General features: G+C 57.5%; 11 protein-coding genes, 2 tRNA genes and 1 riboswitch. Of the genes, 4 read left to right on the forward strand and 9 right to left on the reverse strand.

What is annotated here, in order from left to right:
- Nucleotides 1-105: 105 nt before the first annotated feature.
- A riboswitch (cobalamin riboswitch) is annotated at nucleotides 106-264 on the reverse strand.
- Between the two features lie 362 nt (nucleotides 265-626).
- From qrcD to ACY692_RS03405, 8 genes are all read right to left on the reverse strand, one after another.
- Nucleotides 627-1,859 (reverse strand): menaquinone reductase integral membrane subunit QrcD, encoded by a 1,233-nt coding sequence (gene qrcD, locus ACY692_RS03370; RefSeq protein WP_462323926.1) that lies wholly within the window; start codon nucleotides 1,857-1,859, stop codon nucleotides 627-629.
- Nucleotides 1,860-1,862: 3 nt separating this feature from the next.
- The gene (qrcC, locus tag ACY692_RS03375; RefSeq protein WP_462323927.1) at nucleotides 1,863-2,630 is read right to left on the reverse strand and encodes a menaquinone reductase iron-sulfur cluster-binding subunit QrcC; all 768 of its coding nucleotides are present in this window, start codon (nucleotides 2,628-2,630) and stop codon (nucleotides 1,863-1,865) included.
- A gap of 18 nt (nucleotides 2,631-2,648) precedes the next feature.
- Nucleotides 2,649-4,703: a menaquinone reductase molybdopterin-binding-like subunit QrcB gene (qrcB, locus tag ACY692_RS03380; RefSeq protein WP_462323928.1), complete on the reverse strand. Its 2,055-nt coding sequence runs from the start codon at nucleotides 4,701-4,703 to the stop codon at nucleotides 2,649-2,651.
- A gap of 16 nt (nucleotides 4,704-4,719) precedes the next feature.
- Nucleotides 4,720-5,265 carry a menaquinone reductase multiheme cytochrome c subunit QrcA gene (gene qrcA / locus ACY692_RS03385; protein ID WP_462323975.1) on the reverse strand — a complete coding sequence of 182 codons (546 nt, stop codon included), beginning with the start codon at nucleotides 5,263-5,265 and terminating at the stop codon, nucleotides 4,720-4,722.
- A 187-nt stretch (nucleotides 5,266-5,452) separates the two neighbouring features.
- Nucleotides 5,453-6,898, reverse strand: coding sequence for a mannose-1-phosphate guanylyltransferase/mannose-6-phosphate isomerase (locus tag ACY692_RS03390; protein ID WP_462323929.1), 1,446 nt, complete (start codon nucleotides 6,896-6,898; stop codon nucleotides 5,453-5,455).
- 50 nt (nucleotides 6,899-6,948) lie between these two features.
- Nucleotides 6,949-7,509, reverse strand: a complete 561-nt coding sequence (rfbC, locus tag ACY692_RS03395) for a dTDP-4-dehydrorhamnose 3,5-epimerase (RefSeq protein WP_462323976.1) — start codon at nucleotides 7,507-7,509, stop codon at nucleotides 6,949-6,951.
- Between the two features lie 253 nt (nucleotides 7,510-7,762).
- Nucleotides 7,763-7,853, reverse strand: a tRNA-Ser gene (locus ACY692_RS03400).
- 16 nt (nucleotides 7,854-7,869) lie between these two features.
- Nucleotides 7,870-7,963 (reverse strand) — tRNA-Ser (locus ACY692_RS03405).
- Between the two features lie 177 nt (nucleotides 7,964-8,140).
- Between ACY692_RS03405 and ACY692_RS03410 the strand changes: the two genes are divergently transcribed.
- From ACY692_RS03410 to ACY692_RS03425, 4 genes are all read left to right on the forward strand, one after another.
- Nucleotides 8,141-9,436, forward strand: coding sequence for a homoserine dehydrogenase (locus tag ACY692_RS03410; RefSeq protein ID WP_462323930.1), 1,296 nt, complete (start codon nucleotides 8,141-8,143; stop codon nucleotides 9,434-9,436).
- 116 nt (nucleotides 9,437-9,552) lie between these two features.
- The gene (locus ACY692_RS03415) at nucleotides 9,553-10,749 is read left to right on the forward strand and encodes a cofactor-independent phosphoglycerate mutase (RefSeq protein WP_462323931.1); all 1,197 of its coding nucleotides are present in this window, start codon (nucleotides 9,553-9,555) and stop codon (nucleotides 10,747-10,749) included.
- 60 nt (nucleotides 10,750-10,809) lie between these two features.
- Nucleotides 10,810-11,229, forward strand: a complete 420-nt coding sequence (locus ACY692_RS03420) for an acyl-CoA thioesterase (RefSeq protein WP_462323932.1) — start codon at nucleotides 10,810-10,812, stop codon at nucleotides 11,227-11,229.
- Nucleotides 11,230-11,359: 130 nt separating this feature from the next.
- Nucleotides 11,360-12,148 carry an amidohydrolase family protein gene (locus tag ACY692_RS03425; RefSeq protein WP_462323933.1) on the forward strand — a complete coding sequence of 263 codons (789 nt, stop codon included), beginning with the start codon at nucleotides 11,360-11,362 and terminating at the stop codon, nucleotides 12,146-12,148.
- 123 nt (nucleotides 12,149-12,271) lie between these two features.
- On the opposite strand, the gene ACY692_RS03430 is transcribed toward ACY692_RS03425, so the two are convergent.
- The gene (locus tag ACY692_RS03430) at nucleotides 12,272-12,424 is read right to left on the reverse strand and encodes a hypothetical protein (RefSeq protein WP_462323934.1); all 153 of its coding nucleotides are present in this window, start codon (nucleotides 12,422-12,424) and stop codon (nucleotides 12,272-12,274) included.
- Between the last annotated feature and the right edge of the window lie 35 nt (nucleotides 12,425-12,459).

Here is a 12,459-nt window from a genome sequence, read left to right on the forward strand (position 1 = left end):
GGCACGATTGTAGTCGGATAAATCGGGAAGAAATGGATCAGGGAATAGGTTATCCCTGACTAGAACATGAATGGATTTCTCGGGCCGGATCCGGATACGGAACCGACCATGGAGAGGCTACAGACCGGGCGTCTGACTCGCTCTTGGCGTGCCCGTTTTGGCGGAAGCACGGGGGGAGAGCTCACAGCGGCTGAACCGTTCCGGAATTCCACCGGATTGCCGTCAAAACCCCTGTTGGGATGGGCCTGAAGAAATAGTGACAAAGAGCAAGCGATTATACCCATGGCCGATTTTTGGCAATGGCGGAAATGTTATTCGAATAGCAATCCCAAAAAATCCCGGGGCAGCGATGGTCTTTTCTGTTACGCTTTCCGTCGCCCCATTCCTGCTCTCTTGGAATAGCCAACACGAGTTTTCCACAACCAGAACCCCTTTTTTCTCCGGACAACACCCATTTTCTTGACCTATCGTTTCTGTCCCCCGGTATCCTTTGCCTGTCCTCCTGCCGATAGAGAACGCAAGACCGGCAATTTTCCGACCAAGTAGGCCACCTTCCCTCCCCAAAAAACAAGGCCGCCAAAAAGGCGGCCTTGTTCAAGGTGCAATGGATCCCTAAGGACGAGGACCTACGCGTTGAGCTCCTTTTCCTTGGGGAAGATGGGCAGATACCTGTAGGACAGGCTCATGAGCAATGCCCCGTAGGCCACGATCATCAGGGATGTGGACCACTCCGCCCAGTTGGGAATGTATATCTGCCAGACATCAAAAGGCATGACCGGGTGGGCCGAGGTCTGGACGGTCTGGACGAACCGGTTGATGACGATGCCCGTACAATTGAGCAGGGCGGCAATGTACATCAACCCGTGGATCTTCCGGATGGCCGGGACCACGAGCATTATCGCCGGAACGACACCGCAGAAGAACAATTCGGTCCACAGGAGCCATTTACCAAAGGCGAGGCCGTAGAACATCTGGTCGAAGGTCAATCCTTCCTTGGGAAGGAGCCCATTGGCCCATGCCCAGGTATCCAGGATCTTCCAGAAGATGTAGAAGGTGAGCAGAAGGCCGGAAATCTTGGCCATGAGTTCCTTGGTGGAGTCATCGACCAGCTTCTTACCGGTCATGAATTCCATGAACTTGTTCACCAGCAGGGTAAAGGCAGGGCCCGAGGCGATGGCCGAGGCGATGAACAAAAAGAAGGTCCAGGGCCAGATAAAGAATCCTTCACGGAAGGCATAGGGACGACCGAAGAGGACCCCGTACATCCCGCCCAGAGAACCCTGGTGGAAGAAGGACAGGAAGGTACCGATACCGGCAAAGAGCGGCATGTACACGTGGAAATTATGGGCCAGATGGTGCAGGAAACGGTTCTTGTTGATGACCCGGTTTTCCAGGATCAGAGGAACGTATTCAATGATCAGAACGGTACAATAGCAGGTGATACAAAAGATAACTTCCGTGAGCATGGAGTGGACATTGGGATGCCAGTATCCGAACCAGGCCCGGAGCGGCTGCCCGATATCCAGAACCAGGACCATCATTGCTCCGGAGTAGCACAAGAATCCGATGATGACCGTCAGGTTGATGATGTTCTGGAGCTGGTCGATACGCAGAATATAGCGCAAGAAACCGGTAAAAAAGGCACCCGCTCCCAGGGCGATGACCGCCAGATCAAAGGTGATCCACAGGCCGAATCCAAAATAGTTGTCCAGCCCGGTCGTACCGAGTCCTTGGGAGAGGATGACAAATGCACCGTACAGGCCCCAACCAAGAAAAATCCCGATAAACGCCAGCCAAAGCAAGAACTTGCCAATTGAACACCGTTGTACCCCTTCGGGTATCCAAGCTTTATCAATCATTGCCTACGCCCCCTTGGTCTTTTCGTTTTTGAGGTAGTTGTCACCCTGGCGGCGGACCCATTCCCTTTTGGAATAGTAATAGACCTGCGGATCGGTGCCCAGACGTTCCAGGAGCCTAAAGGCGTATTTTTCATGGGCCATCTCATGGACCGTGTGCTCCGGATTATTCAGATCGCCGAAATGCATAGCGCCATTGGGACAGGCAGCCACACAGGCCGGGATATAATCGCCTTCTTCGAGATGGCTGGGATCACGCCCTTCAGCCCGGGCGAGTTCCTTGGCCTCTGCAAACTTGTGGTGACAAAACGTACATTTTTCGGCCACACCACGGGGACGGACGGATACGTTCGGGGTCAGGGTCTTTTCCATGCCCTCGGGCCAGATGGGATCGAACCAGTTAAAATACCGAGCGTGGTACGGACAAGCGGCCATGCAGTACCTGCATCCGATGCACCGGGGGTAGATCTGACTGACGATCCCGCCTTCCTCGCTCTTGTCGATGGCCGTGACCGGACAAACGGTCATGCACGAAGGTTTGCCGCACTGCATACAAGGACGGGGCAGATAGGCCACATCATGGTCGGGATAGGATTTGCCGTTGGTCAATTCGTACACAAGCATCCAAGACAGCGTGCGCAGCTTGTTGGATGAATCAGGGGTCGGGGCGATATTGTTCTCGGCCTCGCAGGCAACCATACAGGCACCGCAGCCCGTACACTTGTCCAGGTCAATGACCATGCCCCAGCGGATTTTCGATTCTTTATGCTCCATTGTGGACTACCTCTCTCCTTAGGCCCTGGTGATTTGTACCTGGGGATTACCGAACACGGACATACCGGTCCCGGGTTCAGGCTTTATTTCCATCAGCTTGTACACATTGTCGCCCTTGTTCTTGGAAAACTCATCCCAGGCAGTATGGCCAAATCCAAGGGGCATGGCCACCACTCCGGGCATGAGCGATTCAGACAAGGAAACAACGGCCTTGCAGGACCCGACACCACTCTTGACCGTGACGGTCTGGCCCTGACTGACCCCATGTTTTGCGGCCGTGGCACTGTTCATCTGGGCGCACAGAACATTGTCCTTGAGTTCCGTATCCCTTATGGTCAGGACACCAAAAGGCGTGGTGGGCATACCATCGACGCCCAGCCGCAGCTTGGCCACGGGGGTCAATACAAGATCTCTACCGGACGTCCGGGGAAGGCCAAGGGCCCGCAGCCCGTCGTTCCAAAGCCCCATACCGAATCCGCCAATAAAACCACCGGACACCCAGGCATTGCCGTCGGTCAGATCACCCCAGTCAGCACCCAGGGCTTCTGCCTTGGCCTTGATCGCATCCGCCATGGATCCAACGCCCAGATCGACGCCGGCCCGTTTGGCCAGATCGACCAACACATCTCCGGCCGGCTTTGTATCAAAAACCGGATCGACAATGGCATCGGAGACCGTATAGTTGGCCCGGGCCGATCCATACGGGGTATACACGTCATCCCTGGCCTCAAGAAAATACGGGGCCGGCAGGATCACATCGGCCATGGCCGCCGTTTCATCCATAAAAGTACTGACACTGACGACAAAACCACTCTTTTCCAGGGTCTTGGCTACGGTAGCCGGCTGGGGAAGGACATAGGCCGGATTGGCGTCCACGATCAGGGCCACCTTTGCGGGATTGACCTTGCCCTGGGCAACATCCTGGACATAGCCCACCGTGTCCCGGGAGAGCAGTTCATCCCGCTCCGGTCCACCGGCAACCACCCTGGGGGCAAAGGGGATTTCCCTGATCCCGCCACGGGCGTTCATTCGGCCCAGGAGAAGGTTCAGGGCCAAACCAACGGCCGTGCCCATGACATCGGCCCCCTGACCGCTTTCAGCCCCCGTGATGACCAGGGGTCTCTCCGCCCGCATGAGATCTTGGGCAAGACGCTGCATTGTCGCCTGAGAAACCCCGGTGGCCTTGGCAATCCGTGAGGGAGTGTTGGTCGTGGTCACAAAATCCTTGAAGGCTTCGTATCCGGGCATACCCATCCCTTTGCCCGCCTCGACCAAGTATGCCGCAACACCGAGAGCGACCAGGGATTCACGCCCGGGCGTACATGCAACCCAGGTTTTGGCGGGAATGGAGGTTCCCGGCTTCTGGACGGGGCCGACGTAGGTATACACGGCGTTGTTCTCGGCCATGGCCTTACCGTTGCGGACCACCGTGCCCCAGGATTCATGGATGTCGCCCCCCAGGCTGAGCACGAAATCGGCGTTTTCAATGTCGTAGCCGGGCATGCCCTGCCCACCGAGCATCTTCCAGGCCTTGGCCGCCGGAGCCGTTTCTCCGGGCAGGAGGAAACACTTGTCCGATCCCAGCCCGGCCAAAAGCCCGGCCAGAATATCCGTGGTCGTCCCGGTTTCATCACCGGTTATTGCACAGACATCCCCCCCCGCATCCCGGAGCTTTGCAGCCACGAGTTTGGAAGCTTCGTCCCATGAAATTTTTTCGAACCCATTTCCCGACTTTTTCATCGGCCCCTGGACCCTGGAAGGGCTGTACAACATCTGGACACTGGCCGCACCAAGGGGATCGATCCCTCCCTTGCTCAGGGGATGGTCGGGGTTGCCCTTTGCGGCAAAGGGACGCCCAGATGCGGTCTCGACAAGGATCCCATAGGCATCGGATCCGAATTTACAGGCCACAGGTTTGCTTTCCCGCTCACCATACTGCAATTTGGGAATCCACGGCCAATTCTGGCTCCAAATGGAAACATCGTCCAGCAACTTCCAAACCACAGGGGTGCAGAGAATCCCGCCTGTGCCGCCAGCCAAAAACGCTATAAAACTTCTGCGATCAAGTCCCATAGTTCACTATCCTCTTTTATTTATGGCACACATAGCAGGCATTACTGGCGCCGTTCTCGGCATGACAACGCTCACACTGCCACATCTTCATCGTCTGTTTACTGTACCCGGTCAGCCTATTTTCGTAATACGTCGGAGGGGTATCAACCTCGGACATATCCATGTGGCAATCGGTGCAATCCTGATCGACATGGGCCATATGCGAAAAATACACATTATCCGGCTGCTTCTGGTACACGAGCCATGGCACTTCCTTGCCCTCGGCAACGTATTTTTCAACAAATTCGATCTCGGCGGGGTCGTCGCTCATGGCTTCCTCATGACAGTCGGCACAAGTGTCCGTGGACGGGAATCCCGCATAGGAACCATCTTCCCGAAGATAGTGACACTCATCACACCCCATGCCCACATCCATGACATGGATACTGTGACTGAACCTGATCGGCTGTGTCTTCTCGGAAAAAACCAGTTTGGGATAGCCCCACCACCCCAATGCCACCGCCGCCGCAAACCCCACTAAAAGGGGCAGCATGATGCAGCTTTTTTTTCTCCGCACGTTCATAACCTCCATACCCGATTTCGTATCCCAACCAGACCGGCAAGGATAACGGTTTGAAATAAAACATCCACCATTTGCCCGGCTAAAATTCGGGCGTATGTTATAGAACACCCCAAACGGGTGTCAAGCGCAAATGAAAAAATTCACGAACTCAAAAGGTTGTAACGGGCGCCCATGGTACCGGGCCGCCTCATTCTGGGGAGGATTCCTCTTTCTTGATCCGCCCGTACACATCGTCGAACCGGACGATATCGTCCTCCTCGAGATACGGCCCGGTCTGGATCTCGATGATCTCGACGGGCACCCGTCCGGGATTGGCCAAACGGTGCGTGGCCGTCTTGGGGATATCGATGGACTGGTTCTCCGTGAGCAAATACTCGGTCCCATTGACCTCGGTCATGGCCGTCCCCGCGACCACCACCCAGTGTTCACTGCGGTGGTGGTGCATCTGCTTACTCAATTTGGCCCCGGGAAGAACCTCCAGCCGTTTGATCTTGTAGTACGGTCCCTCTTCGAGGATGGTATAACTCCCCCAAGGACGGTACACGGTCAGATGGGCTTCGACCAGACTGCTCTGTTCTTTCTTGAGCATCTCAACGACATTCTTGACCTTTTGGACCTCGTTCTTGTCACAGACCAACGTGGCGTCCCGGGTCTGGACGACGACAACATTATCCAGGCCGACAGCGGCCAGCTTGCCCCCCGAGGAATAGAGCAGGCTGTCCTTGCACTTCAGTGAGAGGACATCCCCGCTCAATACGCATCCGGAGTCATCCTTGTCCCCCATACGGTGGAGGGCTTCCCAATTGCCGAGATCATCCCATCCGAAGTCAGTCGGGACAACGGCGATCCGCCCGGCCTGCTCCATGATCCCATAATCCACGGATTCCTCCGGGATTGTCCCATACCCCTCCTCAAGGGGCCGGGCCCCACGGCTCTCCCACCAGGCGTACATCTCGGGCTGCAGCTCCTGGACGGCCTCCAAAAAGGGCTGGACACCGAACATGAACATCCCGCTATTCCAGGAATACCGTCCGCTGGACACGAACTCTTCGGCACGCTGACGATCGGGCTTTTCCACGAACCGTTCCACCTCGAATCCTCCGGGCTCGAGGGGGGCCCCCTGTTCGATATACCCGTATCCGGTCTCTGCCTTGTCCGGGGTGACGCCGAAAGTGACAAAATAATCCTGTTCGGCGAGTTTTTTCCCGAGGGCAAGGGCATCCTGCCACTTGCCCTCGTCACGGATTTGATGGTCCGAAGGGAACACAGCCACAACGGCCCCGTTGTCCCGGTCCACTATCCGATCCATACCCAGGATGATCGCCGGCAGGGTATTGCGTTTGTGGGGTTCACTGACGACCTGTCTTTCCAGCAGGGGATCGAGCTCCTTGAGCTGGGAACGGACTTCAAAGACATGCTCCTCATTGGTCACGACCCAGACCCGTTCCGGGGCGAGGATCTTCAATACCCGCAAAACGGTCTGCTGGAGCAGGGAACGGCTCCCGTTGAGAGGAAGGAGCTGTTTGGGCAGCAGGGTCCGCGACAGGGGCCAGAGTCTGGTTCCGGACCCCCCGGCCAGGATAAGGGCATGGCAGGAATCCCAGGACGTGGTAACGTCAGATGGTTGGTTCATACAGCAACCTCGCTTGCCTTGGTGGTGTGGGGTGGACAGTCTTCCCGCCATCAGGCGGGATTGTATACAAAAGGAGAGTCAAAATCCCTCATCAGGGGGAGCCGCGTATCCTTGTCCGAAAGAACGGGATCTTCGAGGGGCCAGGGTATCCCGATATCCGGATCGTTCCAGCGCAGGCCGCCGTCATGCTCCGGGGCATAAAAGCCATCAACCTTATACTGGAATTCGGTCATCGGCTCCAACGTAACGTATCCATGGGCAAAGCCCCTGGGGATCAAAAGCTGGCAAAAATTTTCACCTGAAAGTTCTTCGCCGAACCATTGGCCAAATGTCGGGGATCCCTTGCGGAGATCAACAACAACGTCAAAGACCGCCCCCCGAGTGACCCTGACCAGTTTGGCCTGGGCGGCCGGGGGGGTCTGGAAATGCAACCCGCGGAGGACCCCTACCTGTTCGGAACGGGCATGGTTATCCTGCACAAAATCATAATAGATGCCGTGGGACACGAAATCCCTTTGATTATACGTCTCTGCAAAAAATCCCCGACGGTCCTCAAAGACCTGCGGATGGATGACCCAGAGCCCTGGAAAACGGGTAGGTATGATTTCCATGTTCCAACTGTAGGAGGTAACAATGTTCCCGGCCATGCGACCACGGAACCGGATGGCTCCCCCCGCATTCCACGGGGTTCCCGTTCCACGACGGATCATGGATCTGGTCGCTGTCTGTTCGCACATACAAAAAAACCGGCGCAAGACTCCAGGTCGTGTAAACAAAAACAGGGGATGAAACAAGAAAAACAAGGGGGGAAGAAAAAAGAAAATCCCGCCCATTGCTGGTGCGGGATAGATATCGAGAATGGAATGGCGGAGGGCTAGGGATTCGAACCCCAGATACCCGTGAAGGTATGCCGGTTTTCAAGACCGGTGCAATCAACCAACTCTGCCAGCCCTCCGGGCAAAGCAAAAAAATGGCGGAGAGGGAGGGATTTGAACCCTCGATAGAGGTTTTGCCCCTATACACGCTTAGCAGGCGCGCGCCTTCAGCCAACTCGGCCACCTCTCCTTGAACAGCGGAAGAGAGTACCTATCCAAATCACCTTGCACCGTCAACTCTCTTTTCCCGATTTTTTTCCTCCGGATGATTTCTGGATTAGCGGAGGTTTTTTTGCTACGCACCACTCTTTCTCGACCACAATCTGTCAAACAACACGACAATCCCCCGAGCAGCGAGGAAACCATCTTGAACCGATCATACATCAACCTGGCTGTCGCCGGCTTCGGCACCGTGGGCACGGGTCTGGCCAAGGCGATCCGGGAAAACGCGGACTGGATAGGCCGCCGGCTGGGCAAGACCCTGCGCATCCACACGGTTCTCGTCAGGGATATCCACAAACAGCGCCATTTCATCCCCGACCCGGACACCGTGTTCACCGATGATCCCGAAACCTTTCTGACAACACCGGATATCGATATCGTGGTGGAGCTCATCGGGGGAACCGGCCTGGCCTTTGGGATCATCTCCCGGTCCCTGGCCATGGGCCGCTCCGTGGTCACGGCCAACAAGGCACTCCTTGCCGAAAAGGGCGGGGAACTCTTTGCCCTGGCCGCGGAAAAACAGACCGGACTGTACTACGAGGCCAGCGTTGCCGGAGGCATCCCCATTGTCCAGACCCTGAAGGAGAGTCTGGCCGGGAACCGGATAAAGAACCTGATGGGCATCCTGAACGGCACGGCCAATTATATCCTGTCGGAAATGACCGCCAAGGGGCTGGACTTCCAGACCGCCCTGTCCATGGCCCAGACCAAGGGGTATGCCGAGGCCGATCCCACCTTTGATATCGAAGGCATCGATGCGGCCCACAAACTGACCCTGCTCATTCGACTGGCCCACGGTCGGAATTATCGCTTTGCCGATCTGGCCGTCACCGGCATTTCCCACGTCGAGGCCCAGGATATCGCCCTGGGCGGAGGATTCGGGTACAAACTCAAACTGCTGGCCCAGGTTTCCGACACCGACGGCAAACTCCAGGCAGGGGTGTATCCCGCGTTCATCGCCAAGAACCACATGCTCGCCAAGGTGGAGGGACCGTTCAATTCTATCCTTCTGGAAGGCAATGTGGTCGGGCCGATCATGCTCTACGGGCAGGGCGCGGGCGATCTGCCCACGGGAAGCGCGGTCCTGGCCGATGTCATGGCCCTGGCCAAGACCCCCACCCCGCCCAACAACACCGGCTTTCCCGAACCCGTGCTCCCCCCGGCGGAGATCCTCGATCCCATGCTCTCCTCATCCGGCCACTATTTCCGGTTCACGGTCCAGGACCGTCCCGGGGTCCTTTCGGCCATCTCGGGCATCATGGGCACCAATGACATCAGCATCGCCCAGGCGGTCCAGAAACAGACCGAAGACCCGAGCAAGGGGGTGTCCATCGTCTTTCTGAGCCACAAGGCCCTGCTGAGGGATGTGACAAAGGCGATTGCCAAGATCGATGACTGTGATTTTGTCATGGCCCCCACGGTGCACTACAGGATCGTATAGTTCCGATTCGTTCTCGCCTCCATACGAAACAAGCGTGCACGCGCGGGCAAACCCGTACAGGGCATCATCATACAATGCTACCATCATCCCGTTTTGACCCATAAGGCGGACCGACCATGGAACAAATACTCTTTCTCGTTGCCGACGGCATGGGGGACTGGCCCCTGGAATCACTGGGAAACAAGACCCCCCTCCAGGCGGCCCAGACCCCGAACATGGATCTTTTGGCCCAAAACGGATGCATGGGCACCTGCCAGACCATCCCCCAGGGCATGCAGCCGGGATCGGACGTGGCCAACATGGCCCTGCTCGGTTACGCCCCTGAAACATATCATACCGGCCGGGGGCCCATCGAGGCGGCGGCCCAGGGGCTTGACCTCGATCCGGACGACCTTGTCTGGCGGCTCAATCTGGTCACGGTTGCGGGATCCGACGATCAATCGAGCATGCTCGACTATTCGGCAGGACATATCAATAATGACGTGGCCCGCGAGATCGTCGAACATCTCCAGGAGAAACTGGGTGATGAAACCTTTACCTTTCATCCAGGCATCCAGTACAGACATCTTCTGGTCCAGAAAAAGGGAAAGAGCGCCCCGGAAGCCGGGCTGGCCATCAATCCCCCCCATGACATCACGGACCAGCCACTTGCCGCGGACCTTGCAACCTACGCCACAAGCCCGCGCCTCATGGATCTGATCACCAGGGCCCGCGGACTCATGCGTCCCTGGTCTAAAAAGTGCGCGGCCAATGCCATCTGGCCGTGGGGGCAGGGAACGCCGCTGCTGCTCCCCGATTTCACATCGACCTTCGGCCACCGGGGCGGCATCATCTCGGCCGTGGATCTGGTCAAGGGGCTTGGCCGGGCAGCCGGCATGGATGTTCTGGATATCCCCGGAGCCACGGGCTTTCTGGACACCAACTACCGGGGCAAGGTGGACGCGGCCCGCGAATATCTGGACCAGGGCGATTATGTGTATCTCCACGTGGAGGCCCCGGACGAATGCGGCCACATGGGCGATCCGGCCAAGAAGATCCAGGCCATCGAGGATTTCGATGCCAAGATACTCGGCCCGCTCCTCGAGTCCCATGGCGACCGGGACATCCTCTGGGTCCTCACCTGCGACCATTTCACGCCCATCGTCCGCAAGACCCACACCACCGATCCGGTACCATTTGTGGTCCGCGCCATGGGAGTTGAACCAAATCATGCCGCACACGGGTTTGAGGAAATCCTTGCCGCACAAACCAGCCTCACCCTGGATTCCGGCCCCGCCCTCATGAATCTGATCACCGAACGGGCTGATTGGTAACATCGCCCTTCTCCGCGTCTTTGCGCCTCTGCGCGAGAATGCCTTTATCATCTGAGAACCATGAAACCATCCACCACCTTCCCTATCCCTGACGCCTGGCTCGACCACCGCGTCTCCTACGGCGAGACCGACGCCATGGGTGTTGTCTACTATGCCAACTACCTGCACTGGTTCGAGATGGCCCGGAGTCTGTACATCCGCGAGCTGGGCATGAGCTACCGGCTCATCGAGAAAAAGGGCGTCTTCCTGCCCGTGCGCGAGGCCTCGTGCCGGTATTTTGCGCCCGCCCGGTTCGACGATCTCGTCCGTGTGCACACGGCCATCAGCCAGTGGACGCGTGCCGCCCTGACCTTTGTCTTTGAGGTCACCGATGCGGACAGAGCCCGCGTTCTGACAACGGGCTCGACCCAGCATGCCGTGGTCGATCCCCGGGGCAAACCCCGCAGGGTCCCTGACTGGCTCAGGGAGCTGTGTACCTGATCCAAAACGCACAACCATCAATCATTCCGATCCGCTGTAGTTTCCCCAAACACATTCCCCATGCCGCCTCGGTGCGGCAATAAACACAACCACTCCGGGAACCTGGTTCCCGGATTTTTTTGGTGCCATCATGCCCATAGATATCCACACCCATGCATTCCATCCCAAGATAGCGGACAAGGTCCTGGCCCAGCTCGAAGACCATTATAACATTCCCCCCACCGGCACGGGCACGGTGGAAGACCTGCTCCCCCGCCTGCACAAGGCCGGGATCGGCCGCGCGGCCGTGCACTCGGCTGCCACTAAACCCGACCAGGTCATTCCGGCCAACAACTGGGCCATGGCCATGCAGGAAAACCATCCCCAGCTGGTCTCCTTCGGCACCATCCATCCCGGTTATGAAAACTGGGAAAAGGAACTGGACCGCCTGGAACAAAACGGCATCAAGGGCCTCAAGATCCATCCGGATTTCCAGGGCTTCTCCATGACCGACAAACGCCTCGCCCCCATCTACGAAACCATCGGCACCCGATTCGTGATCATGCTCCACGTGGGGGACACGACCCCGCCCGAAGAAAACGCCTCCAGCCCCCAGAAGGTGGCCGAACTCATCCGGAATTTCCCCCTCCTCACGGTCATCGCGGCCCATTTCGGCGGCTACCACCACTGGGAATACGTCTGTGACCACCTGGCCGGCAAAAACGTCTTTCTGGACACCTCGAGCTCCCTGTTCACCATCCCCCAGGATCTGCTGGAAGCGATCTTCAACGGACACCCCCGGGAACGGATTCTCTTTGGGAGCGACTACCCCCTGTTCGATCCATCGGAGGAAATCGGGCTGCTTGCGAAGCGGTTGCGCCTGACCGGCCCGGAGATCCAGGATCTGTTGACCAATGGAGATGCGCTGCTCGCTAAATAGTATCCCATAGACCCCACATCCATCCACCTCTGTAAAAAAAAATGCGCCGGGTCCCCTCCCCGGCGCATTCCCACTTTTTCATTTGCTGCAAGAACTCTCCACAACGGAGCAGCTCGTTCCCACTCAGGCCGCGGCGGTGTTCAACACCGGGCCCACCTTGGGGTCAAAGTCGATTTGGTAGACACTCCCGTGCAACCCAAGAAAATCCTTGTCCGCGATGAACGGGACCCCGCGTATTTCCACCAGACCATCGTCGTCCTCATCGCGTTCATCCATGCCCAGACCGAGCACGATTTTCGAGTGTCAGCCCC

It is taken from the genome of Desulfoplanes sp. (assembly GCF_054921335.1).

What these genes read in the sequence shown, in the direction of transcription:
- ACY692_RS03430 (WP_462323934.1), bottom strand. Translation starts at nt 12,424, where the DNA reads ATGGATGAACGCGATGAGGACGACGATGGTCTGGTGGAAATACGCGGG.
- ACY692_RS03420 (WP_462323932.1), top strand. Translation starts at nt 10,810, where the DNA reads ATGAAACCATCCACCACCTTCCCTATCCCTGACGCCTGGCTCGACCAC.
- ACY692_RS03425 (WP_462323933.1), top strand. Translation starts at nt 11,360, where the DNA reads ATGCCCATAGATATCCACACCCATGCATTCCATCCCAAGATAGCGGAC.
- qrcD (WP_462323926.1), bottom strand. Translation starts at nt 1,859, where the DNA reads ATGATTGATAAAGCTTGGATACCCGAAGGGGTACAACGGTGTTCAATT.
- ACY692_RS03390 (WP_462323929.1), bottom strand. Translation starts at nt 6,898, where the DNA reads ATGAACCAACCATCTGACGTTACCACGTCCTGGGATTCCTGCCATGCC.
- qrcA (WP_462323975.1), bottom strand. Translation starts at nt 5,265, where the DNA reads ATGAACGTGCGGAGAAAAAAAAGCTGCATCATGCTGCCCCTTTTAGTG.
- rfbC (WP_462323976.1), bottom strand. Translation starts at nt 7,509, where the DNA reads ATGGAAATCATACCTACCCGTTTTCCAGGGCTCTGGGTCATCCATCCG.
- qrcC (WP_462323927.1), bottom strand. Translation starts at nt 2,630, where the DNA reads ATGGAGCATAAAGAATCGAAAATCCGCTGGGGCATGGTCATTGACCTG.
- qrcB (WP_462323928.1), bottom strand. Translation starts at nt 4,703, where the DNA reads ATGGGACTTGATCGCAGAAGTTTTATAGCGTTTTTGGCTGGCGGCACA.
- ACY692_RS03415 (WP_462323931.1), top strand. Translation starts at nt 9,553, where the DNA reads ATGGAACAAATACTCTTTCTCGTTGCCGACGGCATGGGGGACTGGCCC.